Source organism: Intestinimonas butyriciproducens (assembly GCF_016901775.1).
Classification (GTDB): Bacteria; Bacillota; Clostridia; order Oscillospirales; family Butyricicoccaceae; genus Pseudobutyricicoccus.
In genome coordinates, this window is sequence record NZ_JACJKW010000003.1 from 138,310 (window position 1) to 160,897 (window position 22,588).

The following is a 22,588-nucleotide window of genomic DNA, read 5'->3' on the forward strand; positions in this document are numbered from 1 at the left end:
TTTTGCCGCACAATAGCAGGGACAAAGGCGCCGGGAGAAGGGCGCCTCTCAGGAGCGAGAGATATGAACAAAGGGGAAAAGAAAAACAAGATCTTTTATGGGTGGCTGATCGTGGCTGGCTGCTTTATCATCATGGGCATGAGCTATGGGGCCATCAACAACTGCATGGGCGTCTTTATCAAGCCTGTGTGTGCCGATATGGGCTTTTCCCGGGCGGGCATGGGACTGACCCAGACCATTCTGTCGGCATCCCTGATGGTCATGTCCCTGGTCAGCGGACGGATCTTTTCCCGCTTGGATGTGACGCTGGCTTTGCGCATCAGCAGTATTTTTATGGCAGGGGGCTATTTCTGTTTTTCTTTTGCCCGTTCGCTCCCTATGTTTTATGGAGCGGCGCTGGTCACCGGTGTAGCGGAGGGCATGATCACCACGGTGGCCCTGTCCATGCTCATCAATAACTGGTTCCATACCCGCCGGGGGTTTGCTGTAGGTCTGGCGTTCATGGGCAGCGGTGTGGGCGGCATGATCTGCAACCCTCTGGCCAGCCAGCTGATCATCCACTATGGATGGCGCACAGCCTATCAGATGCTGGCAGTGATGATCTTTTTGCTGGTGGTACCGGTGTGCTTTTTCATCATCCGGACCCGGCCTGCGGACAAAGGGCTGCTCCCCTATGGAGAAACCGGTGACGAGAAAGAAGACCTGAGCCAGGTGGAAAAACAGGGCGTTTACTATCGCCATGCCGTGCGCACGCCCCAGTTCTGGGTGATCTGCCTTTGTGCAGCACTGAACACCATCTGTACCAGCGGTCTGATGCAGAACACGGCCCCCCATGTAAGCGATGTGGGGTATTCTCCCACCTTTGCCGCTTCGGTGGCTTCCTTCGGCATGGGCTCTCTGGCCATCGGCAAGCTGGTTCTGGGCTGGCTCTATGACAAACTGGGGGCAGAAAAGGCCACTATTGTGTCCCATACTTCTGCCGGTGTGGCTCTGGCCGGGGCATTGATGGCCCCCGCCATGCCCGGTATCGGATTGATCGTGCTGGGCACCGGTCTGGGTGGGGCCTTTGGCAATGTGGCCCATCCCATCATCGCTCAAATCGTCTATGGCAACCGGGATTTCGGCAGCATTTTGGGCATGATTTCTGCTTTTGCCAACATTGGAGGTATGTTCTGTCCGGTGCTGGTGGGCGGCTCCTACGATGTGCTTCATAGCTATAAACCGGCCTTTGCCGCCATGATCGTTCTTTTGTGTCTGATCACACTAGCCTATATGTGGGCCTTCCGCACCCAGGACAAGGCCCTGGAAAAGCGGGGATTTGTGGTTGCAAGGGAAGAAAAAAATTGATATACTAATAGAAGCCCTTCGGGGCTATGCCCCCATAGTTAAATGGATATAACAGCCCCCTCCTAAGTCTATGCTCACCTATCACCCGGCGAGAGAAAACTTCATATGCCCCCGTACCTCAGATGGATAGAGGGTCCGCCTCCTAAGCGGAACGCCGGCAGTTCGAGCCTGCCCGGGGGTGCCAAAAACGCTGTGATTTTGCGAAATCACGGCGTTTTTCATTCAAAATTGTTACGAAGTGAAATCAATCAATTTCCCAATTATCCTATGCGTTTCCAACCATCTTGCCGTGGGGGAATCGAACGATTTTAGGTATGTCTGCTAATGAAAATGGGGTTTTTGCTAATGGGTCGTTTTGCGTCCTCTGGTGTATGTTTCGAGTCCTTTTATTACCCCGCTTGCAGAAGGGATTTCAACTGGCTCGCCAGCTCCGGGTTTTCCTGCAACTGTGCAAGCAGCTGCTGAAGATCCAAACCAGGCTTTGGCTGTTCCACCGGGGGCTGGAGCTGTCGCTCTACAAGCCGCATATCCGGATTTGCGTAGAAGGCCGTCTCAAACTTCTGGGCGTTGATCTTGCGCTCCTCGTCGATGATATGGGCGTAGACCTCTGTGACCATCGTGGCCTGTGCGTGTCCAGTGTCCCCCTGGGTGGCCTTAATATCTCCGTGATTGATCTTCAGCTTATAGGTGGTGCTGGAGTGACGCAGGGAATGAAAAACTACATCGGGCAGTCCTGCCGACTTTTTCAGCCGCTCAAACTGATTGCCGATCACGCGATCCTCGCAGGGCCGTCCAGTTTCCAAGGCAAGCACCAAGTTATAATCACTGTATTCCTCGCCCATGAGTTCCTTGAGCTTGTCCTGCTTCTGCTTCCAGTCCCGAAGAATATAGGCCAGGGTCTTGGGGAGCCAGACCTTTCGGATACTGGTTTCAGTCTTGGGCCTTTTCAGCACCAGACGCGTCGTGGACTTGGCCTTTGTGATCCGGGGGAACATGAACAGGATGTCCTTTTCCCCGATTGCCTGGATCGCATCCTGGCTCACCCGGGCCAGTTCCTTGTCGATGATGATATAGGCGTCGTCTCGCGCAATATCATCGTCGGTGATATGGACACAGTCCCAGGTCAAACCTGTGATCTCTCCCATCCGCAGTGAGCAGGCAAACGACAGGTTGATCGCCACAAAGAGCTTTCCGTCTGAGCAGTTATCCAGCGCCTTGCGGATGATCTCGACCGTCCAGATCTCCCGCCGTTTCTTTTCCTTCTTGGGGAGCAGGACATCATCGAACGGATTTTTTGCCACCATGTCCCATCTCACGGCCTGTCTAAAGGCACAGTGCATCACCTTGCAGATCTTTTCGATAGTACACGGCGGCAGAAACTCGGTGCGCGCCCGGCGAAAAGGGGTGGACACCGGGGTGGTCTTCTGCAGCTTCTGGATGAAGCCGTCAACAACACGCCGGTTGATGTCCTGGACATTGTACTCACCTAACAGCGGATTGATATAGTTGTTGATAAGGCTTGTGTTCCCGGAAAAAGCGGAAAGCCCCCATCGCTTTGCCCCGTAGAGGTCAACAAAGTCTTTCAAGAAGTCTTTGACCGTTATCGTTGACGGCGGGATGAAGGAACCGTTGTCGATTTCATATTCTACCTGGCTCTTTCTTGCGGCGGCCTCCCTTTTCGTGGTGAAAGTTTCCCACTTTTGTCTTTTGGTCCCTGATGAATCTTCGTAGGTGTAAACCACAGCATATTTCTTGCCGCGCTTTTGGATGGATGCCATAATTCTGTGGACTCCTTTCAATCAACATGATCTACACCGTCAAGCCACTCATCAAAAGATTTCTTTGAGATCCGCAGTTTTGTCCCAATGCGGACGCTTTTCAGTTCGCCGCTGGAACAGAGATTATATACAGACCGCTTACTCACGCCGAGTATTTCGGCGACTTCTGCGACAGAATAGCTTCTCTTTTCAGGAGTGGCTCTTGGGTTCGTTGAAGTGATTTCAGCCACAAAAATCCTCCTTTCATGTGTGGCTGAGGAAATTCCACAGTACCCTTACAAAGATATTGTACGAATTTCCGTCAGCAAAAACAACACGTTCTAAACCAAATTCTAATCCGCTCCGGGCCAATTCCTGCGCTCTCGCTTCAGACCGCGTATTTCCAGGCTGCGCTATGCGCGATTTCAGCGACAGGCGCGCAAATGCACACTGTCTGCCGCTCCTGTATGACTCCCGGAACAGAGATATGGCCCTGGCAGTTCGCCGCCGGCATTTTTCAAGGTACAGACAGAAGGCATTTCCCGTTTGTAAAATGCCCTGTGTAAAGCAAAACACGGGAAGCCCGGCGGGGGTTCCCTTGGTTCCCCGCGACCTCCCGTGCCATAGAACTTCGTCCGGCGTAGTCGTGGCTCATATTGTCTCTGATTGTCTGAATACACAAAATCATGTTCGATCCATATTGACATACACAATATATTGTGGTACAATCCATCATGTAATTGATTCTTTGTGCGCTCCTCATTTTGAGGGCAGGTCAACGGCCTGTGAGCGATAGGGTATCGCATTGCACACGTTGTTAGGTTTGAACGGTTGATCAGCGGCATTGGTGCGCCCAGGGGGTGGACTGCTGCTGATATTTTCAATTTTATAGGGGTATTCCCCATCGCGAAAGCGAGAATGACTGTACGCCGCCGAAAGGCGGATGGATCGCTGGCATATGTCGGCCTCAGTTGTTCTCGCTTTCTTTTTTTGCTCAAAAGCCGGCAGGCTTTGAGAATATATCAAAATCGAAAGGAGAACGACAACCATGAAGCACCGAAAGAAATGGCGGCCCCACCGCCGCAGCAGGCTCCACAAGAAACTGCGGAGGGGCAACAACAGGCAGGTCTTAAAGGAAGAACTGAGAACCGTGATGCTTGGAGAGGAGGATTTCGACGTCTATGGGGACAACGGCATATCAGCCGCTGGTACTGGTAGAAACCTCAGAATTGCCGCGTGAGGAATGGCTTGCTTACCGGCGGAGAGGGATTGGCGGGAGCGATGCCGCCGCAGTCCTTGGGATCTCCCCCTTTATGACGGGCCGTGATCTGTACTACGACAAACTGGGGATCTCCGCAGCGGCGGATGACGAAAACTGGGTCGCCAAGGAGATCGGGCACCGTCTGGAGCCGCTGGTGGCGGAGATCTTTTCAAAGCGCACCGGACTGAAGGTATTCCAAAAGAAGTTCATGTTCCAGCATCCGCAATATCCCTGGATGCTGGCGGATCTGGACTATCTGGTGGAACTGCCAGACGACAGCATAGCCATCCTGGAGTGTAAAACAAGCACGTCAAATTCCTCTGAAAACTGGTGGTATGCCGGGAAAGAAATCGTCCCTGCGTACTATGAAAGCCAGGGGCGCCACTATATGGCAGTGATGAACTACAGCAAGACCTTTTTCTGCTGCCTGTTCACAGACACCCGGGAGGCGATCATCCGAAGCATTGACCGCGATATGGCCTATGAGGAGGAACTGATTGCCTTGGAGGACACGTTCTGGAACGAAAACGTGGTGAAGCAGCTACCGCCGGAATACACCGAGAACGGCGATCTGGTCATGAAAAGCGTTCAGCGCCTCTTGGGTCCTGCGGCCACAGACGCGCCGCCGGTGGTTATTACGCCGCCGCAGTTCAGCCGAGTGAAGCAGTTTATGCAGTTGCAGGAACAGAAATCCGGCTTTGACGCCGAGATCAAAAAGCTGGATAAGGAAATGGCCCGCTTGAAAGCCCTGATCGTGGCGGATATGGGGAATAGCTGCAAGGCGCTCTATGAGGATGCCGAGGGCAACTATACCATTACCTACAACCCGGTCTATAAGCAGAGCATTCCCAAAGAGGGCTTGGACCGGCTCAAAGCGGTCCACCCGGAAATCTACAGCGAATATGTCAAGACGTCCGAGAGCCGAAGGTTTCTTGTCAAAAAGGTTTCGGACAGCGCGGCATGATTACACGGAGGTGATGATAAAAAATGGGCTTTGTAGCGGCATTTGATCGCGTACTCTTCTACAATGAGGCAAGCAGATTTGCCGTCCTTCGGATGAAAACGGCCGATATGATGGTTCCCGAAGACGCCCGCAGCCCCTACCGATACCATGACCATCTGATCCGCTTTACCGCTGTCGGGTATGATCTGCCCCAGACGGATGCGGTCAAGGTGGAACTGACTGGAGAGTGGCAGGACGGTAAATATGGCCGTCAGTTCCAGGTGACGCAGTGGCGCGAGGTGGTCCCTCCCACATTGGAGGGGATACGCGCCTATTTGTCATCCGGGCTGCTGCGCGGGATCGGGCCAAGAACCGCCGAGGCGATTGTCCAGCGTTTCGGCATCCGCTCCCTGGAGGTCATTGAAAAAACGCCGAATAGGCTGCTGGAGATCCGTGGTATCTCTGAGGAACGGCTGGAGGACATCAAAGCCGGCTATGCGGAGAGCAAAATCATGCGGGATCTTATGACGATTTTGGCGCCGTTCAAAATCACGCCGAATACGGCCATGAAGATCTATCAGTTTTTTGGCCCGAACAGCGTCGGACTGATACGGGAAAGTCCCTACCGCCTCTGTCAGATGCCCGGTTTTGGATTCAAGCGCGTAGACGCGATCATCCAGAAGTCCGGGGAAAATCTGCGGGACCCCATGAGAATCCAGGGTGCCTTGCTCTATGGGCTTGAAAAAGCCCGTGACGGCGACGGCCACCTCTACCTGGAGACAGAGGTGCTTTTGAAATCCGCACTTCTCCTTCTCAATGAAACGATCCTTTCGCCCGCTATGCGGGTGACTCCCAAAGAGGTAGAGAGCACGTTGGAGCAAATGATCCTCACCAATGTGCTGGCTTCCAATAAAGGGAACATCTATTTGCCCTATCAATATCTTCAGGAGAGCGAAACCGCCTGCCTTGTGGTACAGAAGGTGATGGAACCGACGGAGCCCCCGGCCAATCTTGCTTCTGTCCTGGAGCGCATTAGGGGGCAGTTAGGGATCACCCTGTCAAAGCGGCAGCATGAAGGCGTTATGATGGCGTTCAGCCGCAATCTGTCGATCATCACCGGCGGACCCGGAACCGGCAAAAGTACGATTCTTAAAGCGGTGATCGAGGCGTACCGCATCCTTTACCCCGACAGCAAGATCCGCCTGGGGGCACCCACGGGGAAAGCCAGCCGGCGGATGGCGGAGACAACGGGTATTGCGGACGCACAGACCCTGCACAGTCTGCTGGGCCTCCACGGGGATGAATCCGTGTGGCAAAAGCCGCCGGCAAATCTGGAGGCCGACCTCCTGATCGTGGACGAAAGTTCCATGATGGATATGTCCCTGGCCTATCAGCTTTTTATCCGCGTCCGCCCCAATACGAGGATCTTGCTGGTGGGCGACGCAGACCAGCTGGAAAGCGTGGGCGCGGGAGATGTGTTTCACCAGCTTATCAAGAGCGGCCTTGTCCCCGTCACTGTGCTGGACGAGATCTTCCGCCAGGCAAAAGACAGCCCCATCCCCTACAACGCCAAGTACATCCACGATGGCGTGACGGACCTCTGCTACAGCGAGGACTATTTCCGCTTTATCCCCGCAAAGGACCAAGAGGAAACAGCGGGACGTATCTGCGAACTGTATCTCAACGAGGTCAAGGCGACCGGGATCGAGCAGGTACAGATCCTTTCTCCCTTCCGGTCAAGAGGGGACGCATCCTCTGACCGGCTGAATGAAGTGATCCGCGAGATGGTCAATCCGCAGTCCCCGGAAAAGCCGGAAATCACCAGAGGCGGCATAACGCTGCGCCTCTATGATAAGGTCATGCAGAAAAAGAACGACAGTTCCATCCAGCTGCGTGACCCGAAGGGCAATCTTCTTTCCCGCGGCGTATTCAATGGCGAGGTCGGGCAGATCTGCGTTATTCGGAAAAGTACGGTGCTGATCAACTTCGACGGCCGCTATGCGGAATATCCTATGGACAGCCTGGACGAGTTGGAGTTGGCTTATGCCACCACCGTCCACAAGGCAATGGGGAGCGAGTATGACACCATCATCCTTCCCATGCTGATGGCCCACAAAATCATGATGGACCGGAACGTGTTCTATACCGCAGTTACCCGTGCAAAGCGGCGTGTCCTGCTGGTGGGCCAGAAAAAGGCGCTGTTTGCGGCGATCTGCAATAAAAAGGCCGGCAGGCGCAACACCCTCCTGGGCGAGCGGATGCAGGCATACTACAAATCGCAGTCCATCAAGATGGCTGCTGAACAGGGAGAGCGTCTGCCAATCATTCGGCGGGCCAGTTAAAACGGGATGCAGGTGCAGAGAAATGCACAGGCGTCTCTTATTTTATTTTTGAAGGGAGTTTTTTTCGTGAAAGACAGTATCATCAAAACCGTCCCGGCGGCCGAGGCCCTGCGGAAAGTGCCGCAGTTCAATCCCCTGCGGTATCTTCGCCAGGCCACCTCGCGTAAAACCGGCGAGCCGGTGCTGAAGTTGGACTTGCGGTTTAAGAAAATGTGGTTCCGTCTGGCCTGCGCCGACGGCAGGATGGTCCTGACCCCCATGCGGATCACGGACAGCATGGCCATTTTCGAGGCGCAGGTCTATCTGCATGGAGATGACCCCAAGCCCATCGCCAATTTTGTTTCCACCATGTACGCAGCCGACGTCCCCGGCGGGCGATATATCCAGGCCGCGCAGGACGAGGCGCTTAATGAGGCGCTGGACAATGCCGGCTTCGGTATTCAGCTCTCCGATCTGGTGGAGGCGGAAAGCGGGAGCGGCTACGGCTCTGAAATCCCGATGGAGCAGATTCGGCACCTGACGGAAGGACAAGCCCCGCGTTCTGTGTCGGAAGAACAGAAAGCGCCGTCGCCGTCGGATGCCCCTGCGCCGGTTGCTTCGGAAAGACCTCATGCAGTTACCGAGGCGCAGGAAACCGCCCCGGAGCATCCGTCCCCTGAAAAGATCGAGCCTGTGGCGGAGACGTTACCGCCTGCTCAGGAGCCGGAAATTTCACCCGTGAAATCAGAACCGCCAAAGCCGGCCGATCCGCCCCAGGTGAGTGAGCAGTCCCAGGCGCCCAATGAAACCGCCGGCATCCTTCAGATGCTCGGCACCGTGCCGCCCACTGCTTCTGATGCGGTGGAAACGGCATCTGCCACAGCAGAACCCGTCCAGGAGGATACCGCCGAGGCGCAGCCTGCCGACACCAACACATACACGGATGATATGACCATTGAGGAAATCACCCAGCGTATGTCGGTGGACGAAGCCCGCTCCATTGTGGTCACATTCGGCACCTGCAAGGGCTGGACGCTGGGGGAGGTCATGGACCGCCGCGCATCCAGTCTGCGGTTTTATCTCTATTCCGCAAAGGATGCGGGGAATGTGTTAAAGGCCGCCGCCTCACTGCTGCTCGACGAGTTGGCAATGAAGAAGGCCGGATAACGCTTCCACGAACCAAGACAGTGATTAGGGAGTGATGGAAAGGAGTTCTTACCCGATGGCATCCAGGACGTCGGATTTTCCCTTTACCATCATAGATGTAGTCGAACTCCTCCGCCTGCATATCCGGCGGAGGAGTCCCGGCTATATCTATGCTGACTGCCCCCTGTGCGGCAGTCAGCGGGGGAAATTGTGTATCAACCTGACCAAGAACGCATGGTGTAGCAACTGCTGCGGCGACAGCGGCGGGATGCTGGCCTTGTACGCCAAAGTGCAGAATGTCAGTAACCCTACGGCTTACAGTGAGATTTGCGATGCGCTGCTGACCGGCGGCTTTGCCCCGGAGTATAAGGCGAGGCGCCAGGAGCAGGTGCAAAGCGAGGTCGTGTTGTCTGAGCGGGCGCCCTTGCCAGTGATCCATCAGACCTACTCCGCGTTGTTGAATATGCTCCAACTTACCCCGGCCCATCGAGAGCATCTGCGGGAAAAGCGGGGTTTCAGCGACGAGCAAATCGCGGCTTTTGGCTTCAAGAGTACGCCAGTTCCATATCTCTGCAATTCTCTGACTGCCCGGCTGATCCAGCAGGGATACACCGTCCAGGGTGTGCCCGGCTTCTACATGGCGGACAGCGGGAAATGGACTGTCAAGTTCCATCAGCGGACCTCGGGGATTTTGATTCCCTATCGCGGTGTGGACGGTCTGATCCAGGGACTTCAGATCCGACTGGATCGCCCGCTCCGCAAGGAGGGCGACCCGCCGGATAAAGGCGGTGCGAAGTATCTTTGGCTCGCATCCACCAGCAAACCGATGGGAACATCTTCGGGCAGCCCGATCCATTTTGTCGGCGACCCGTGTTCCCGCGTGGTGTATGTGACCGAGGGTGCGCTGAAAGCGGACATCGCCCATGTGTTGATGAACCGGACCTTTGCCGCCACCGGCGGGGCAGGCTGCACCTCTCAGCTCGACAGCCTGTTTGACTTCCTGCGCCGCAATGGGACAGAGGAGATCATTGAGGCCGAGGACATGGACAAGTACAGCAATAAGGGCGTCAATCAAGGGGCGTCCAAGCTCTATCTGCTGGCAAAGAAGCACGGCCTCTCGTGCCGCCGGTTGACCTGGAACCCGAACTACAAGGGAATTGATGACTGGCAGTTGGCCTTGCACAGAAAGAACACAAAAACGGAGGAACAGGATATGTTTTTGAACCGAATGACATTTAAGGAGCGATACCAAAGCGGCCTGTGCGATCTCAGCGCGATTGAATCGTGTATTACCCAATGGGAACAGGCGAAGGACTGTAAAATCTCTCTGCGGGAATACCTCGGCCTGACGGATTTTGAATATGCCGCCTTCCTGCAGGACGGGCAAGGTGATGATTTCCGGCGGATGATGGACAGCGGACGGGTCTGCCAGCAGTTTCGCATCTACCAGCTGGATCTTCAGCCCGGGAAAACCGTGCCATTCGCCTTTTCCGGAATCGAGGCGCTTCACAAGGCGGGCTATGAGCAGCCCCCGGCATCGGAGTATTGCCTGGTGTATGAGGGACGCATGACTCGCCCCAAGACGCAGACTTCTTCCGAGGTGCTGGAGCGGATCTTCGAGAACTACAACGATGACCTGCCCTCAGACTACCACGGCCGCAGCGTTTCCCTCTCAGATGTGGTGGAACTGTATGATGATGAGGGGCGATCCTACTATTACTGTGATACCGCCGGCTTTGTCCCGGTCAAATTTTCACCTCTTCTGGCACAAAAGGGCTTTCACCCCGACGCAGAAAAGCGCGATGGGATTGAGTAAAGTCGGGCAACTGGAGGCGCTGCTCTCCTATTGCACCGGCCTTGACCTGAAAATCCATTACCACCCGGAAGATCGCTATTTTACCGCTATCGCGTGGCGCCCTGACCACATCTTCCCGCCAGAGGAAGATGCCGGGGCGATCCAGCGGCAGATACAAAGGAAATCCGCTCAATACCCTGGGCTCGTGTGCTACTGCTTCGACCCATTCAGCACACTGGTCTATGCGGTATGAGTGTCAGAAACAAAGGAATGTGTGTGCGGCTCAATAGCCGCCTCACATTCCTTTTTGTTTTCCCCAACATTTTATGAAGGAGGTCTTATCAATGGGAGTTTATTCCGAGATGGACATGGAACAGTTTGAAAATGACGAGATGGGGCCGTTTCAGATGGACTCGCACAGGCCGGATGCCGTGGAATGGCACGAGCAGGCAGGCTCTCGCCAGCAACTGCCCCAGGCCGCCGCAGTTCCTGCCGGCGGTTCGGATGCGAAACCCTCTGGCGGCGGTGTGGTCACTGGTCCCCAGAATACCAGCAGAGAGGACGTCGGCCAAAAAGCGGCAGAGCAGGAGAAACTCCAGCAGATTGCCGCCATGAGCGATGACGAGGTGATGATGGCCTCGGCCAAGCGTGTCGGAACGGACACGGAAAAAATCACCCGCCGGAATATGAAAGATTGTGTGTCCGAGGTCATCCAGACCAAGTGTTTGGAAGATCCCGCCTTCGCCCGGCTGGTCATGCAGCCCCGCAAAAATATGATCAACTGCTTTAAGTACATCACCAGGAAAGCCTGGGAGTATGTGCAGGACGAATTGAAGGCTGATGGCATTACCCCCGGAAATGGGGCGCAGGGCTATGGGTGCGATGTCCCGGATGACTTGTGCTATCAGTGGGCGGTGGATTATTTCAACGACCCGGACGCCAAGGAGGATCAATCTGCTGAAGATCCATCCACGCGCAGGCGCTCTAATTCCTCCAGCCGGACAGCGGCCAAGAGCGAAAAGGCAAAAAAAGATGCGGCGCCAGCTACATCGAAAAGCAAATCGGTTGCTCCTTCTGACGATGGACAGCTCTCGCTGGACTTCGCGCAGTTGGGAAAGGCAGGCTGAGCCATGATTGCTTACAAAGGCTTCCGTCCCGGCCTGATTTGCCTGGGCTACCAGTTTGTAATGGGCAGGAACGTGACTAAAGAGGCAAATTGCAGGGTGAACGGATTTCACTGTGCTGAAAACCCTCTGGATTGCCTCACCTACTATCCAGATATGAGCCGTTCTGTCTACTATGTTGTCCGGCCCGGAGGAGATATTGACGAGGATGCCCTTGACTCCAAGATTGCCTGTACGGAACTCACCATCTTAAAGCAGCTGAGCCGGGAAGAATTTTTCCTCCATGCTCTGGCCTACATGATGGATCACCCGTTCCGGGCCTGGAACTGCCGTGTCCGAAAAGATAAAGGTTCCGCTATGAACGGCTATGCCATTGTCCGCGGCGCCGATCCGCTGGCCCAAGGCAATAAGGGCGATATTTTAGCTCTTGCAAAAGAAGAACCGGGCACAAAACAGATCACGCAGATTGCGCTGATTATTGTAGACGGTAAAACAATCCAAGCGAATACCTGGTATGACGTCAACTCCGAGAAAAGGAAGAAGTGAGCATATGGATAAAAAGAAATTGCTGGCCATGAGCAAACTTTTGGCCACGCCGCAAATGAAGAAATTAGCAATCAAAGATGCGGCCGAAACAAAGACCCCGCCGTCCCACTACAGGGGCGCCTATCGGTGGAATGAAAATTCGATAGGCCTGTTTCTTCGGTGCCGGGTGGAAGATGGCATCCTGATGGTTTCCCTCTTCTATCCCGAATATCTCCGGGCCGGCGCAAAAGAGCCGTCCTATGTGGTATATGTGGATCGGGCCAGCAGACAGTTTCTCACCTATGGCACAGAGCGGCAAAAATGGCTTACCGGCACGGTGGAGAGTTTATCCTGGCCGGCATATATCCGGAGCAACTCTAAATTCATCCTTCCCAAGAAAGAACAGGGCATCATCAAATTCTACTTAGGCACAGAAGAGGACGGCTATTGGGGGCTGCAAAGCTACCAGCAGGAGTTGTGTATGGAGAGGGCAAATACGCGGTACGCACACGCCGTAGCCCCCTGGGATGCGGACATGGCCTTGACGCCGCCTTTGCCGAAGGATTGGCTGCGCTGGGTAGATAAGGTCGGCATACCGGCTCAGTACATCTTTTACCAGTACAGAAAAGGCGGGGCCAAAACGGGCTACTGCACCTATTGTGAGAAGGAAGTCCCGCTTAAGCAGCAACCCTACCATAAAAAAGAAGGCCGTTGCCCCTGTTGCCACCGAAAGGTGCAATTCAGGGCCTATGGCCGATCTTCGACATTCCGTACCAATGGACGCTCTGTTTACCTCTTGCAGCGCCGACCGGATGGTTTTATTCTCCGAGAGTTTTGGGTGTACCGCACCTATCATCAAAACAACTGGGGAGAAGCGGAAATCCAGTGCTCAGAAGTCCAGCGCACAATCTGTGACAGTCAGTTTCAGGCGCGAGATTATTACTGGTATACCTATAAAAACCGCGACCTGCGCTGGGCCGCGGAAACGCCTCCCTTCAACTATGGCAATGCCTATTACCGCTATTGCTATGGCGGTGATGGACCGGTCTACGGAAAAACGCTTCCGTCTCTCAAGAACAATGAACTCCGGGATTCTAATCTGGTGCAATGGATCTACGACCACAACATGATCTGTAATCCCCGAGGATACCTCCACCTGCTTTCTCTTGTTCCGCCCTTTGAGCGAATCCAAAAAGCAAACCTTCCGGCGCTTGAACTTGACTGTAAAAACCGACCGGAAACTGTGCGTGGTTGCTTAAAGGCTCCGTTTGCGACAAATCTGACAAAGGCGCTCGGTCTTGATACCCAGCGTCTCCGCCGGTTGCGGAAAATGAGAGGCGACTGTGTTGCCTTGGACTGGCTCCAGTACGAGAAGGCACAGAACACCCAATATCCCGATAAAGTCATCGAGTGGTTTTCCTTAAATAACATCAAAAGATCGTCCCTGGACTTTGTCATGGGTAAAATGAGTCCCATTCAAATCTATAACTATGTGCGGCGTCAATCCACTGAAAGCGGGGATTCTGCAAGCCATGTCGTTATGATTTGGCGGGATTATCTTTCTATGGCCGCATCGTTTGGCATGGACACCGATGATGCAATCATTTACCGAGCCAGTAAACTCCGCCTGCGGCACGACCAGCTGGTACTCCGCGCGAAGATGGAGGACGCGGCAAAACGTGCCAATGATTTGTCGGCAAAACATCCCACCATCAATAAGATCTGCAAAAGCCTGTCCAAGTATGAGCACACGGGGGATGCCTATGCTGTTATTGCCCCTAAGTGTATTGAGGAAATTTATGCAGACGGCTATGCACTGAATCACTGTCTGTTTCGGAGCGAGGTCTATTGGGATCGGATGGAGGCACATGAGACTTATATTTTGTTCCTACGTCGGCGCTCCGCTCCAGATGTTCCATATTACACACTGGAAATCGAGCCTGACGGAACTGTGCGGCAGGCTCGGACAGAATTCAGCCGCACAGACGATGAAATCGAGCAAATCAAAGCATACCTCAAAGAATGGCAAACCGCCATTTCAGCCCGTCTGACCAAGGCCGATCATAAGAGGGCCAAAAAGAGCAAGGTGCTGCGGGCCCAAGAATTTGAACGGATGCGGAAAGACAATGTTCAGATTCGCGTGGGTGACCTGGCTGGCCGGCGGTTGGTTGACGTACTGATGGCGGACCTGATGGAAGCAGCCTAAAAACAAACAGAAAGAAGGATTTGAAATGAAAATTACCATCAAAAAGCGCAACCGCATTGTAGAAGAATACCTCTGGTGCATTGACCGGGTCATTCGTCAGAATTGGCATCTGATCGAGGCCGCCCATCTGGATCGTGACGATGTGTACCAGGACCTCGCCATCCGCCTGATTCGGGCGGTGGCGGGGTACGACCCCAAAAAAGGAAAGCTGGAGCAGCACATCCTCTCCCAGCTCCGCTACGAACTTCTCAACTGTAAGAGCGCCCAGAAACGCTATGGCTTCAAGGACGCTCCCTACGATCTTCGCGGCGTCGTGATCTCTCTGGATGCGCTGGCTGACGGCGATCCCGACTGGGAGATCCACATCGCGGCGTGAGTGGAGGGATACGATGAAACAACTGGGAAATCTCGCGCTGGTCTGCGCCCGGCGGCCGGAGCTGCTGATGCAGCTCTATGATGGCCGGGTATCCGTCCATGTGGGCGCAGGTCCAGACAGGGCCACGCTCTGCTCGGCATGGGACGATGACGAAACGATCAGCCACATCATTTACGAATTGAATTTTGGCGTATACAGCGGCCGCAAAGCGGCCTGACGAGAAAGGATGGTATCTTCGCTATGATCAAAACTCTCAGCCAATTAAAACGCACCTTGAAAGAGAATATGTGTCTGGAAATCACCGGGCATTGCCGGGAGGAATGTGTCGGCGAAATTCGCCGCGTCACGAAAGTCAATACCCAGGGCTTTTACAGTACGGTGGCCGCTCCGGCCAACCGTGTTGATCCTTCCAGGAATCCCGTCCTCTGGTGGAGCAAAGCGCCGTTCTGGAGTTTTGAAAATGGGATCTGCAGTATTTACAACAGTGACCAGCACCACACCGGCCAATATCTGATCATGTCGTTCCGGGTGCTGGAGGAAAAGGAGGCAGCCTAATGGCACAGACCGCTTATGAACAGGTGGTAACTCTGACCGAGCGCCTGAATCGGTGCCGTCACGAGTATTATAACCTCAACGCGCCGACCATCAGCGACCAGGAGTATGACAAACTCTTTGACGAGCTTACTCGGTTGGAGCAGGTCACGGGAATCCAGATGGCAAATTCCCCGACGCAGACCGTGGGCTATTCCCCGGTCAGTGAACTGCCAAAAACCACCCACCGCATTCCTTTGCTTTCGCTGGACAAAGAGAAGCGCAGCGCCGCCCTTCTGGACTTCATTGGGAATCAGCTCGTTTTGCTGATGCTAAAACTGGACGGGCTGACGATCAAGCTGACCTATGAGAACGGTACGCTGGTAGAGGCCGCCACCCGGGGAGATGGAAATGAAGGTGAGGTCGTGACGCACAATGCCCGCGGCATCACCGGCATTCCCCAAAAGATACCCTATTCGGGGCATCTTGTTGTGGTGGGCGAGGCGTTTATCCGGCCCAGTGATTTTACAAAACTGAAGGATAAACTGCTGGACAGCAGCGGGAAGCCCTATAAAAATGGGCGGAACCTTGCCGCAGGCTCTGTCCGCCTGCTGGATGCCCGTGTCTGCAAGGAGCGGTGCGTCACCTTCATGCCCTTCAATGTGCTGGAGGGCTTGGAGGCGCTGGAACTGAAATCAGACCGGCTGATGCAGTTGTGGGGTTACGGATTTACAGTTTGTCCGTATCTCAAGACCACCGCCGCGCTCAATCAGCGGTATATCGACATGGGGATCGAGCGGCTACAGGAGCTGGCGAAAAAACACGATGTCCCGATTGACGGGATCGTGGTGACCTACAACAATGTCGCCTACTCCAAGTCCTGCGGGCGCACCGGCCATCACTATAAGGACGGCATAGCCTACAAGTTTGAGGATGACGCCTTTGAAACCCGCCTCCAGAGCATTGAGTGGAACCCCACCCGCTCCGGCGAGATCGCTCCGGTAGCCATTTTCGACCCGGTGGAGATCGACGGGTGCGAGGTAGCAAGGGCCAGTCTCCACAACCTCTCTTTCATTGAGGGGCTGGAGCTGATGCCCGGCAACCGCATCAAGGTGTCCAAGCGCAATATGATCATCCCCCATGTGGAGGAAAATTTGGACCGCGGTGGTTTTTCGCTGGATGCGGTCATCCCGCGCCAGTGTCCCTGCTGCGGGGAAGCCACCCGCATCCACGAGAGCAAATCAACCGCCGACGGCCGGGAGCGGATCACACGGACGCTCTTTTGCGACAATCCGAAATGTGAAACCCGGCGGCTCCAGCAGTTCGTCCATTTTGTTGGGGAAAAGGCAATGGACATTGAGGGGCTTTCCGAGGCAACCCTGGAAAAACTCATTGGCCGTGGGCTGCTCCACAGCTATATGGACATCTACCGTCTGGACGATCATCGGGCGGAGATCATCAAGTTGGAGGGGATGGGTGAAAAGTCGTGGCAACGCCTTTGGGATGCGATCCAGCGCAGTCGGAATACCACTTTTGAGCGGTATCTGATTGCGATGGACATCCCGATGATCGGCAATACTGCCAGCCGCACCTTGGCCCGGACTTTCCAAAGCGACCTGAATGCCTTTGAAGAGGCGGTGGTCAGCGGATATGACTTCACACAGCTCCCCGACTTTGGGGAAACCCTGCAGAACAATATCCGCGCATGGTTTGAGAGCGAGGACAACTGGTACATCTGGTATGAGTTGCGGGAGTTGGTGCAGATCGCGCCGGCGGCCCCTATACCGGAAGCCACAGCCAGTCCCTTTACCGGGCTGACCATTGTGGTGACCGGCAAGGTGGAGCCATACACACGGGAGGGTATCAATGCCAAGATCGAATCCCTCGGCGCCCACGCCGGCAGTTCTGTCAGCAGTAAGACCGACTACCTGATCTGCGGGGAAAACGCGGGCAGTAAGTTGGACAAGGCGCAGGCACTGGGCGTAAAGATCTTGTCGCCGGCGGAGTTCTTCCGCATGGCAGGCGAGTAAGAGCCAGGGAGAGGGGGCGCAGGCCTCCTCTCCCTCATTTTTGCAGGAGGACAACATGAGAATCAAGCACAACCGTTCCCTGATCTCTGCTGAGATGTTGGAGCTGGTAGAGCACGGCTATGGGAGCATTGCTCCTTCCGCCCTCTGCCTCGAATTTCTCTATCTGCCGGATGATCCACAGGACCATGAAACCGTGCTTCATCCGTCGCCGCAGGAGAGGAACAAATTCATAAAGGCCGTTATGGATACCATTGCCGGGCAATTTACCTGTTACCAATACGATGCGCCAAAGAGCATCTGCTTTGAAAGCAAGGAATGGGAACTCTATTTTTGGTGCCGTGTTTTTTCGGATGCATCAGATTTTGCCGGGGAATACCGTGATTTTTCCTATTTCAGATTGAGTTTCAACTCTAATCACTCCCTGGAACAACAAAAAGAGATCTGCAATCAGACCCTGTCTCTGCTGAATGCCCGGTTTGGCTCTCTTGCCAATCTGTTTGTCGCAGTTCAGTACACCGCTGCGTTGGACGAGCAGAAGATAGCCGATGACGCAAAGCGGCTCGCCCCCTCTCTTGACGGAAGGCGGTGCGTATACCACCATTTTGAGGGCAGGCTCGTCTATGTCGAGAATACATTGTTCTTTATGAAGAAGTATGCCAAACACTTGGGGTATGCCCTGGGACCGGCGGACACTTTGCAAATCAAATGGCAAATCGAGGATGCCGCATAATACATGATATTAAAGAAGGGATGACACATCTATGATGCTAACGATCACAGATTGCTTTGGCCAGCGTGTTTCCTTGAAACCGCGTGTAGAACTTTATAGAGTACATGACTTTATGGGTGCGAAGATGCCTGGTTTGGCGATTGCACTCTATACGGTAGGTACTAATGCTGTGGAGGATGAAGAATTATATGCTGTTTTGACGGTATCATTTGGGGAATTCATTGGTCTTCAAAACGCCGCATATATCGACACGAATAACTGCTATTTTGCCCAGCAGTTACTGGATCAGGGAATCGCTAAAGACACTGGACTGACAAAACGCAGCGGTTTCTGCGAATATCCCCTCTGGGTATTCAAGGAAAGTTTCTTGCGTGAAATCGGAGGGGAAAATTATCGCAGGTACGCCAAAGCCTATGAGGAATATATCCCTCTCTGAATCGGAAGGAGTACAGCCATGAGCTATATCGGCGGAGGTACTTATGATGCGGAAACTTGCCCATTGTGCGGTTCGATCCTGTGGAATGGCCGGTGTGAAAACCCGGATTGCTACTTTCATTGGCATCCGCGTGAGGATGACGAAAAGGCAGGGCATCCAGATGGATGACTACTAAGAAAGCGGCGGGGACAGTTCAACTGAACTGTCCCCGCTTTTTGTTGAAACAGGCGTATTAGATTCGTATAAGGTGAGTATAAGGAGGAAAAAAACCATGTTGATTGGAATTGACCACGGAAATAAGCAAATCAAGACCGCCCACAGCGCCCCCTTTACCTCCGGGCTGAAAGAGAGCGATGTGATGCCCTTTGGAAAGGGTGTTCTCGAATATGAGGGGCAATACTATCAGCTTACGGACCAGCGCATCCCGTACCACCGGGATAAAACTTCCGACCACCGTTTCTTTGTGCTGACGCTGTTTGCTGTCGCACAGGAGATGGAGGCTCAAGGCATGGATACCCAAGGCACCCAGCAGATCCAGTTGGCGGTGGGACTTCCGCCGGCACACTACGGCGCCCAGCACCGGGCGTTCAGCCAATACTTTTTGGGCCGGGGCGTTGTCAACTTTAACTATCGGGACAGGCCCTATTCCATCCTGATCAATGATGTTGGCTGCTACCCGCAGTCCTATGCGGCGGCGGCCACGATCATCCGCTCCCTGCAGGACGCGCCCCGGGCTTTGATCGTGGACATCGGCGGGTTTACCGCTGACTATCTCCAGGTCAAAAATGGCGAGGGTGACCTATCTATCTGCGATTCCCTGGAGAACGGTGTGATCCTGCTCTACAACAAGATCCAATCCAGAGTCAGCGCCGAGCAGGACATCCTGCTGGACGAGGCGGAGATCGACGCCATCCTGATGGAGCGCGTGGCAAATACCACCCCGGTCCTGGGAGATCTGGTTCGGCGGCAGGCGGGAGAGTTTGTGGATGACCTGTTGAGCACCCTGCGGGAGCGCGGCCTGGAACTCCGCTCCGGGCCGGTGGTGTTCGTAGGCGGCGGCTCTATCCTTCTGCGTCGGCAGATCGAGGCGTCCAGGAAGGTTCGCAGCCCCGTGTTCGTGGATGATATTCGGGCGAATGCCAAGGGCTATGAACTGCTCTACCGGGTATCCCACTCCGGAAGGTGAATGCTATGGGGGATAAAAAACACCTGGGCCGGTTTACCGTGCAATTCAATCTGGGCGACCCCCAGCAGGCGCGGACAGCCGAGATCCTGGAACAGCAGGGCCGGCAGAAGGCCCGCTTTATCTCCACCGCCGTCCTTCACTACATCAACTGCTCAGAAACCCCGGAAGTCGTTTTGCCCCCAGCGCCGAATACAGCGGAGATCGAGAAAATCGTCTTGGCTGTACTCAAAAAGCACACCGCAGAGGATGGTGTTTCCGCTTCGCCACATCGCCCTCAGCCCCAGGAATCGGTGATTCCTTCGGGGCGGGCGCCGGAGCCGGAAATAGCAGATGCCGAGGATCTCAAGGAACTGCTGGGCGACGGGGGCTTTTCCGCCATCGCCAACACGCTGGCATCCTTTGGTCAGAAATAGCACAGGAGGCATAGCGGGCCGTGCCTGCTATGCCTCCTCTTTTTCCAGCGTGACCGCAGCAATAAAACTGTCGATGATAGTCTCCAGGTACTGATACTGCTCCGGCGTCAGCTGGGATATTTTCGTTGATAATAAGGAAAAATCCTGATCGGAGATCTGGCCCCGAAACAGATAGTCGATGCTGATGTCAAGGGCGTCGCACAATTTGAGGACATTTTCCGGCCGCAGGGCTTTCCTGCCGGTTTCCGCTGTTGAGATGGTCTGGGTAGTCGATCCTGCCATCTCAGCGAGCTGCTCTTGCGTCAGGCCCAACTGCTTCCGGCGCTTACTCAGGCGCTCCCCCATCTCGGTCAAAAGATTTTCCATGACACCACTCCTATGGCTAATAGTTTATCCATAGTAGCGTAAATTTTTAAGCGGCTATGGATAGAAATTATTATCCATAGCGTATATAATGAAGTAAATTGCCCACACATTTTGCTGTAATGCCAAGAAGAAGGAAACATACTATGCACCATATGTTAATTGAAAGGCTGAAATTTTGGATACAGGAGGCCGCCCTTCGTGCCAAATTCCGCCTCTACGAGCGGTGCCCTGCTCTTTTCCCACATGCATTGGACACAGATGAGGAGGTTGAAACAAGCCCTGAAGATGCTCTGCAGGAAATACAGATGGAACAACGCTACCAAGAACACCTTGCTGCGGAGCCGACGATTGAACCGAGACGGACAATTCTTTTCTCCTCATACTATTCTGAAAAGGAATGTAATTTCCTAACAAAAAGTTATTGTAAAAAGCAAATTGTGAAAGGCTTTCATTGGGCAACAGAACGAGGATTTACCACGGTTCTTGTTGACTACGCAACCCCCTTTGGGCTTTTGGCATTGGAAACACTCTTGCCTTTGAAAATTGAGGAGTCCTTCAATTTGTATTGCGTTAAGTCCTGTTTCTTTGGCGCGCGAAAGAGTTTTCGTTTGATCCCAGAAACTGGTGTTGAAATTGCTTTTCTCACCAGCAAAAGTGACTATGTTTTCAATCAATATCTTCCTGAGGAAACTATCATGAAACTTTTTTCCCATGTAGGGGCGATCTGCAGCGAGAAAGGAACCGCAATCTCTGCTAAGTGGATACCAGAATACCTAAGAGAAAACTGGTGATTTTTGTTGATGTGGAATCGTTTATATATGATATAATTAGTTGCAGCAAACTCAGAGACCAAGTGGACTTAGGAGGAATACTATGTTCGAGACGACCAAAGAAACGGGGGCATTTCATAATATATACAAAACAGGAATAGGAGCAGAACCAGAAAGAAGAATACTGCACGAAGGAAATGAATCCGGCGAAGGGACGATGCGCCGCTTTGAAATTGCGCCTGGCATTCAAATTACCTATAACGATTTGAAAATGGACTCCTGTTTCCGTCCCATCCGATTTGAAAAAGATTTTTGCAGATCAATCATTGTCTGGAAGGCTGCTATGAGTGCGAATTAGATGGAGGCGCAGTCAGCTTTTTAGGCGAAGGCGATCTTTGCGTGGATTACCTCTCCAAAGATAAACAGGTGTTCCTTGGCTCCCGCATTCCGCTAAAAAAATATCGGGGCATCACCGTACTGCTGGAAATGGAGACGGCACAAAAAACATTGGATCAGGGTTTTCAACAAGCGCATATCAGCTTGGAACAGATAAAAGAACGCCTGTGTTCAGATGGGCGTTCCCTTATCATAAAATCCAAGCACGAAATCGACCATATTTTCAGCGAACTGTATTCGGTAGACGAGCGTATCCAGGTCCCGTACTTTTGGATTACTGCGATGTAGAGCAGACGGTGTACGGCTTTGACCTGGATCATGCCAATCAAATTCTGGATGAGGCCGGCTATGTAGATGCCGATGGGGATGGCATCCGCGAAAAGAATGGTGTGAAGCTGTCCGCCGCTTTCCTGTATCAGACCGGCACCGCCTCCGATGATAATATGGTTGTCTACATCTGTAACCAGGCCAGCAAAATCGGCATTGAGCTGACCCCGCAATCCGCACAACTGTTGAGTGAGCCTTGACACGCTGAAAGACCACGAAATGCCAAGATACGGATACAGCACCCGTCAATCGGGGCCTCCGCCCCGTGACCATATAACTGAATACAGACCGGCCATCTGCCGGGGCAACGCCATGGGTAACACAAACCTGTGGCGTTTTTTTATGCCCTGCCGGGGGTACGCAAAACTGTATGAATACGGGTGGGAAATCCCCTATTTTTTCGCCTGTGGGCGGCGCAAACGAGGCCGCCCATATCCTTTCCCTTATGGGAGGCCGGGCGGTGATATGGGGGCGTAAACCCGCCGAAACGAACACTTTTCAAAACCGAAGGAAGGAGGTATCCAATATGGCGGTATTCCGCATTGAGAAAACCCGCGATTACACGGTGATGTCCAACCATCACCTGCGGGACAAGTCGCTCT

General features: G+C 53.8%; 24 protein-coding genes, 1 tRNA gene and 1 pseudogene. 23 read left to right on the forward strand and 3 right to left on the reverse strand.

The features are described 5' to 3' along the window. Nucleotides 1-63: 63 nt before the first annotated feature. Complete coding sequence (locus H6A25_RS02700) at nucleotides 64-1,347, forward strand: MFS transporter (protein WP_204750475.1); 1,284 nt, start codon at nucleotides 64-66, stop codon at nucleotides 1,345-1,347. Between the two features lie 107 nt (nucleotides 1,348-1,454). Next, nucleotides 1,455-1,531: transfer RNA gene (locus tag H6A25_RS02705), tRNA-Arg, on the forward strand. Between the two features lie 205 nt (nucleotides 1,532-1,736). Here H6A25_RS02705 and H6A25_RS02710 read toward each other — a convergent pair. Both H6A25_RS02710 and H6A25_RS02715 read right to left on the reverse strand, forming a co-directional pair. Next, entirely contained in the window at nucleotides 1,737-3,125 is a 1,389-nt protein-coding gene (locus tag H6A25_RS02710) for a site-specific integrase (RefSeq protein ID WP_204750476.1), read from the reverse strand. A 17-nt stretch (nucleotides 3,126-3,142) separates the two neighbouring features. Further along, entirely contained in the window at nucleotides 3,143-3,355 is a 213-nt protein-coding gene (locus tag H6A25_RS02715) for a helix-turn-helix domain-containing protein (protein WP_087337090.1), read from the reverse strand. A 930-nt stretch (nucleotides 3,356-4,285) separates the two neighbouring features. Between H6A25_RS02715 and H6A25_RS02720 the strand changes: the two genes are divergently transcribed. The 16 genes from H6A25_RS02720 to H6A25_RS02795 all read left to right on the forward strand — a co-directional run bounded on the left by H6A25_RS02720 (nucleotide 4,286) and on the right by H6A25_RS02795 (nucleotide 20,127). Continuing rightward, nucleotides 4,286-5,329: a YqaJ viral recombinase family protein gene (locus H6A25_RS02720; RefSeq protein WP_204750477.1), complete on the forward strand. Its 1,044-nt coding sequence runs from the start codon at nucleotides 4,286-4,288 to the stop codon at nucleotides 5,327-5,329. A gap of 23 nt (nucleotides 5,330-5,352) precedes the next feature. Continuing rightward, nucleotides 5,353-7,650 (forward strand): SF1B family DNA helicase RecD2, encoded by a 2,298-nt coding sequence (recD2, locus tag H6A25_RS02725; RefSeq protein WP_430651152.1) that lies wholly within the window; start codon nucleotides 5,353-5,355, stop codon nucleotides 7,648-7,650. Nucleotides 7,651-7,716: 66 nt separating this feature from the next. Further along, nucleotides 7,717-8,796, forward strand: a complete 1,080-nt coding sequence (locus H6A25_RS02730) for a hypothetical protein (protein ID WP_204750478.1) — start codon at nucleotides 7,717-7,719, stop codon at nucleotides 8,794-8,796. 55 nt (nucleotides 8,797-8,851) lie between these two features. Next, nucleotides 8,852-10,591, forward strand: a complete 1,740-nt coding sequence (locus H6A25_RS02735) for a YodL domain-containing protein (RefSeq protein WP_204750479.1) — start codon at nucleotides 8,852-8,854, stop codon at nucleotides 10,589-10,591. After that, complete coding sequence (locus H6A25_RS02740) at nucleotides 10,578-10,823, forward strand: hypothetical protein (RefSeq protein WP_204750480.1); 246 nt, start codon at nucleotides 10,578-10,580, stop codon at nucleotides 10,821-10,823. The genes H6A25_RS02735 and H6A25_RS02740 overlap by 14 nt, the downstream gene beginning before the upstream one ends. 91 nt (nucleotides 10,824-10,914) lie before the next feature. After that, nucleotides 10,915-11,697, forward strand: coding sequence for a PcfK-like family protein (locus tag H6A25_RS02745; protein WP_243423194.1), 783 nt, complete (start codon nucleotides 10,915-10,917; stop codon nucleotides 11,695-11,697). A gap of 3 nt (nucleotides 11,698-11,700) precedes the next feature. Then, nucleotides 11,701-12,240 (forward strand): DUF7666 domain-containing protein, encoded by a 540-nt coding sequence (locus H6A25_RS02750; RefSeq protein WP_204750482.1) that lies wholly within the window; start codon nucleotides 11,701-11,703, stop codon nucleotides 12,238-12,240. A gap of 4 nt (nucleotides 12,241-12,244) precedes the next feature. Next, complete coding sequence (locus tag H6A25_RS02755) at nucleotides 12,245-14,425, forward strand: PcfJ domain-containing protein (RefSeq protein WP_204750483.1); 2,181 nt, start codon at nucleotides 12,245-12,247, stop codon at nucleotides 14,423-14,425. Between the two features lie 25 nt (nucleotides 14,426-14,450). Further along, entirely contained in the window at nucleotides 14,451-14,801 is a 351-nt protein-coding gene (locus H6A25_RS02760) for a sigma factor (RefSeq protein ID WP_204750484.1), read from the forward strand. Nucleotides 14,802-14,814: 13 nt separating this feature from the next. Beyond that, complete coding sequence (locus tag H6A25_RS02765) at nucleotides 14,815-15,018, forward strand: hypothetical protein (RefSeq protein WP_204750485.1); 204 nt, start codon at nucleotides 14,815-14,817, stop codon at nucleotides 15,016-15,018. 23 nt (nucleotides 15,019-15,041) lie between these two features. After that, on the forward strand, nucleotides 15,042-15,356 hold the full coding sequence (locus tag H6A25_RS02770; protein ID WP_204750486.1) for a hypothetical protein: 315 nt from the start codon (nucleotides 15,042-15,044) through the stop codon (nucleotides 15,354-15,356). Beyond that, nucleotides 15,356-17,362: an NAD-dependent DNA ligase LigA gene (ligA, locus tag H6A25_RS02775; protein WP_204750487.1), complete on the forward strand. Its 2,007-nt coding sequence runs from the start codon at nucleotides 15,356-15,358 to the stop codon at nucleotides 17,360-17,362. Before H6A25_RS02770 ends, ligA begins: the two co-directional genes overlap by 1 nt. Before the next feature lie 55 nt (nucleotides 17,363-17,417). Beyond that, a complete protein-coding gene (locus H6A25_RS02780; protein WP_204750488.1) occupies nucleotides 17,418-18,092 on the forward strand; it encodes a hypothetical protein in 675 nt (224 codons plus the stop codon). Between the two features lie 31 nt (nucleotides 18,093-18,123). Next, nucleotides 18,124-18,528: a DUF4313 domain-containing protein gene (locus H6A25_RS02785; RefSeq protein WP_204750489.1), complete on the forward strand. Its 405-nt coding sequence runs from the start codon at nucleotides 18,124-18,126 to the stop codon at nucleotides 18,526-18,528. 271 nt (nucleotides 18,529-18,799) lie between these two features. Then, nucleotides 18,800-19,714 (forward strand): ParM/StbA family protein, encoded by a 915-nt coding sequence (locus H6A25_RS02790; protein ID WP_204750490.1) that lies wholly within the window; start codon nucleotides 18,800-18,802, stop codon nucleotides 19,712-19,714. 5 nt (nucleotides 19,715-19,719) lie between these two features. Next, entirely contained in the window at nucleotides 19,720-20,127 is a 408-nt protein-coding gene (locus tag H6A25_RS02795; protein ID WP_204750491.1) for a hypothetical protein, read from the forward strand. Nucleotides 20,128-20,154: 27 nt separating this feature from the next. On the opposite strand, the gene H6A25_RS02800 is transcribed toward H6A25_RS02795, so the two are convergent. Continuing rightward, nucleotides 20,155-20,493 carry a helix-turn-helix domain-containing protein gene (locus tag H6A25_RS02800; RefSeq protein ID WP_204750492.1) on the reverse strand — a complete coding sequence of 113 codons (339 nt, stop codon included), beginning with the start codon at nucleotides 20,491-20,493 and terminating at the stop codon, nucleotides 20,155-20,157. Nucleotides 20,494-20,636: 143 nt separating this feature from the next. Between H6A25_RS02800 and H6A25_RS02805 the strand changes: the two genes are divergently transcribed. From H6A25_RS02805 to H6A25_RS12680, 5 genes and pseudogenes are all read left to right on the forward strand, one after another. Further along, nucleotides 20,637-21,284, forward strand: coding sequence for a hypothetical protein (locus tag H6A25_RS02805; protein ID WP_204750493.1), 648 nt, complete (start codon nucleotides 20,637-20,639; stop codon nucleotides 21,282-21,284). Nucleotides 21,285-21,366: 82 nt separating this feature from the next. Continuing rightward, the gene (locus tag H6A25_RS12670; protein ID WP_243423196.1) at nucleotides 21,367-21,621 is read left to right on the forward strand and encodes a hypothetical protein; all 255 of its coding nucleotides are present in this window, start codon (nucleotides 21,367-21,369) and stop codon (nucleotides 21,619-21,621) included. Further along, complete coding sequence (locus H6A25_RS12675; protein ID WP_243423198.1) at nucleotides 21,576-21,947, forward strand: hypothetical protein; 372 nt, start codon at nucleotides 21,576-21,578, stop codon at nucleotides 21,945-21,947. The genes H6A25_RS12670 and H6A25_RS12675 overlap by 46 nt, the downstream gene beginning before the upstream one ends. After that, nucleotides 21,929-22,186, forward strand: coding sequence for an ABC transporter substrate-binding protein (locus H6A25_RS02815; protein WP_430651153.1), 258 nt, complete (start codon nucleotides 21,929-21,931; stop codon nucleotides 22,184-22,186). Before H6A25_RS12675 ends, H6A25_RS02815 begins: the two co-directional genes overlap by 19 nt. Nucleotides 22,187-22,356: 170 nt before the next feature. Continuing rightward, nucleotides 22,357-22,588 (forward strand): annotated as a pseudogene (locus H6A25_RS12680) (helix-turn-helix domain-containing protein); the annotation flags it as partial.

Bases quoted from the DNA above. Each gene is read 5' to 3' on its own strand.
- H6A25_RS02700 (WP_204750475.1), top strand. From the start codon at position 64: ATGAACAAAGGGGAAAAGAAAAACAAGATCTTTTATGGGTGGCTGATC.
- H6A25_RS02710 (WP_204750476.1), bottom strand. From the start codon at position 3,125: ATGGCATCCATCCAAAAGCGCGGCAAGAAATATGCTGTGGTTTACACC.
- H6A25_RS02720 (WP_204750477.1), top strand. From the start codon at position 4,286: ATGGGGACAACGGCATATCAGCCGCTGGTACTGGTAGAAACCTCAGAA.
- recD2 (WP_430651152.1), top strand. From the start codon at position 5,353: ATGGGCTTTGTAGCGGCATTTGATCGCGTACTCTTCTACAATGAGGCA.
- H6A25_RS02735 (WP_204750479.1), top strand. From the start codon at position 8,852: ATGGCATCCAGGACGTCGGATTTTCCCTTTACCATCATAGATGTAGTC.
- H6A25_RS02740 (WP_204750480.1), top strand. From the start codon at position 10,578: ATGGGATTGAGTAAAGTCGGGCAACTGGAGGCGCTGCTCTCCTATTGC.
- H6A25_RS02745 (WP_243423194.1), top strand. From the start codon at position 10,915: ATGGGAGTTTATTCCGAGATGGACATGGAACAGTTTGAAAATGACGAG.
- H6A25_RS02750 (WP_204750482.1), top strand. From the start codon at position 11,701: ATGATTGCTTACAAAGGCTTCCGTCCCGGCCTGATTTGCCTGGGCTAC.
- H6A25_RS02755 (WP_204750483.1), top strand. From the start codon at position 12,245: ATGGATAAAAAGAAATTGCTGGCCATGAGCAAACTTTTGGCCACGCCG.
- H6A25_RS02760 (WP_204750484.1), top strand. From the start codon at position 14,451: ATGAAAATTACCATCAAAAAGCGCAACCGCATTGTAGAAGAATACCTC.
- H6A25_RS02765 (WP_204750485.1), top strand. From the start codon at position 14,815: ATGAAACAACTGGGAAATCTCGCGCTGGTCTGCGCCCGGCGGCCGGAG.
- H6A25_RS02770 (WP_204750486.1), top strand. From the start codon at position 15,042: ATGATCAAAACTCTCAGCCAATTAAAACGCACCTTGAAAGAGAATATG.
- ligA (WP_204750487.1), top strand. From the start codon at position 15,356: ATGGCACAGACCGCTTATGAACAGGTGGTAACTCTGACCGAGCGCCTG.
- H6A25_RS02780 (WP_204750488.1), top strand. From the start codon at position 17,418: ATGAGAATCAAGCACAACCGTTCCCTGATCTCTGCTGAGATGTTGGAG.
- H6A25_RS02785 (WP_204750489.1), top strand. From the start codon at position 18,124: ATGATGCTAACGATCACAGATTGCTTTGGCCAGCGTGTTTCCTTGAAA.
- H6A25_RS02790 (WP_204750490.1), top strand. From the start codon at position 18,800: ATGTTGATTGGAATTGACCACGGAAATAAGCAAATCAAGACCGCCCAC.
- H6A25_RS02795 (WP_204750491.1), top strand. From the start codon at position 19,720: ATGGGGGATAAAAAACACCTGGGCCGGTTTACCGTGCAATTCAATCTG.
- H6A25_RS02800 (WP_204750492.1), bottom strand. From the start codon at position 20,493: ATGGAAAATCTTTTGACCGAGATGGGGGAGCGCCTGAGTAAGCGCCGG.
- H6A25_RS02805 (WP_204750493.1), top strand. From the start codon at position 20,637: ATGCACCATATGTTAATTGAAAGGCTGAAATTTTGGATACAGGAGGCC.
- H6A25_RS12670 (WP_243423196.1), top strand. From the start codon at position 21,367: ATGTTCGAGACGACCAAAGAAACGGGGGCATTTCATAATATATACAAA.